This is a genomic window from Pseudomonas sp. EGD-AK9, from assembly GCF_000465935.2.
Classification (GTDB): Bacteria; Pseudomonadota; Gammaproteobacteria; order Pseudomonadales; family Pseudomonadaceae; genus Aquipseudomonas.
In genome coordinates this window covers 1-1,393 of record NZ_AVOF01000555.1, presented here as the reverse complement: position 1 = coordinate 1,393, position 1,393 = coordinate 1, and the positions used below count along the sequence as shown (strand labels likewise).

The 1,393-nt window shown below is 69.3% G+C and carries 2 protein-coding genes; both read right to left on the bottom strand.

Features of this window, described 5'->3' with window-relative positions:
- Positions 1-735 (bottom strand): cache domain-containing protein (locus N878_RS20530; protein ID WP_021445413.1); only part of this gene is annotated, 735 nt, incomplete at its 3' end.
- 179 nt (positions 736-914) lie between these two features.
- The coding region (locus N878_RS20525; RefSeq protein ID WP_021445412.1) for an AEC family transporter at positions 915-1,393 on the bottom strand (479 nt) is incomplete at its 5' end.

Genomic DNA, 1,393 nt, shown 5'->3' with positions numbered 1-1,393 from the left:
GTCGCCGAGCAGCACCTGGCGCGCCGCCTCGGCGCCGAACAGCTGCTCCAGCTGGCCGCTGCCGCTGAGCTCGGAGCGCGGATGCACCTTGACCCCGCCCCGGCCGTCGACCAGGAACACCTGGCCGCGCTCGCCGAAGCGGAACTCGCTGATCATCTTCGACATGTCCGCCAGGTCGTAGCCCAGGCCGGACACGCCAAGGGTCTTGCCGCCCTGCTTGATGCGCTGGTTGATGAACAGGGTCGGCTGGCGCGTGCCCTTGTCGATGTCGATTTCCAGCACCCGGTCGCGATCGCCGTCGACCAGGCGATAGAACCACTGGTTCTCCGCCTGGCTACGGTCGAGGGTGCGCATCAGCCCCTCGCCGGTGGTGTAGTTGCCGCTGGCCAGGCCGACGATGGAGGTGGTCATGGCGTTCTGCTGGGCGCGCACGCCCTCCAGGTAGCGGGCGAACTCGTCGCGCCGCGCCTCGTCCTCGCCGGCCGCCAGCCAGTCCTGCACCAGGCTGTTCTCGGCGATCGAGGCGTTGGCGGTGATCGGCGCGGTGAGCACCCGCTCGAGGTCGTTGCGGATCGCCAGCACGCGCGCCGGCAAGGCCTCCTCCACCAGGTAGCGTTCGGTCAGGCGATCGACCACCGCCGAGTAGATGCCGACCACGATGAGGATGCTGGCCAGCAGGGCGGCGCCCATGCTGAGGATCAACTGCCACTGAATGCTGCGTTGCCAGAGGCGCATGGGGAGTCTCCCGCTTATTGTTGGAATCAGGACGAGCGACTGGATACAGAATTGTTCACAATTTGTAAATCCATGACCGCTGACCGGCGTATCGGCAACGCCGCGCCAAGCTTGATCGCCGCCCGGCGGTTAGCCGACAGCCGCGCAGCGGGCGGCGCACCCTGCGCGCCCCGCTGCGCTCAGCGCCAACCTGCCAGCGTCAGCAGCGCCAGCAGGCCGCTGATGCTGAAGAAGGCCAGCACGGTGGCGGCCACCAGGGCCGCAGCGCAGCGCTCCTCGAGGCCGAAGCGCTGGCCGAGGATGGGGTAGATGCTCATCATCGGCGCGCTGGCGAACAGCAGCCCGGCCACCATCAGCTGCGGCTCCACCCCCGGCAGCAGGAGGAAGGCCACCAGCAGCGCCAGCGGATGCAGGATCAGCTTGCCCAGCGCGGCCTGGGTCACGTCCGCCGCCATGCCGCGGGTCTTCAGGCCGTACAGGCTGCCGCCGATGACGAACAGCGCCACCGGCGCCGAGGCGCTGGCGAGCATGTCCACCACCTTGAGCGGCACGGCCGGCAGGCGGATCTGCAGCAACGACAGCAGCAGGCCGAGGCCGATGGCCAGGATCAGCGGGTTGCGCGCCAGGCGCAGGCCGGTTTCGCGCACCAGCGCCCAGC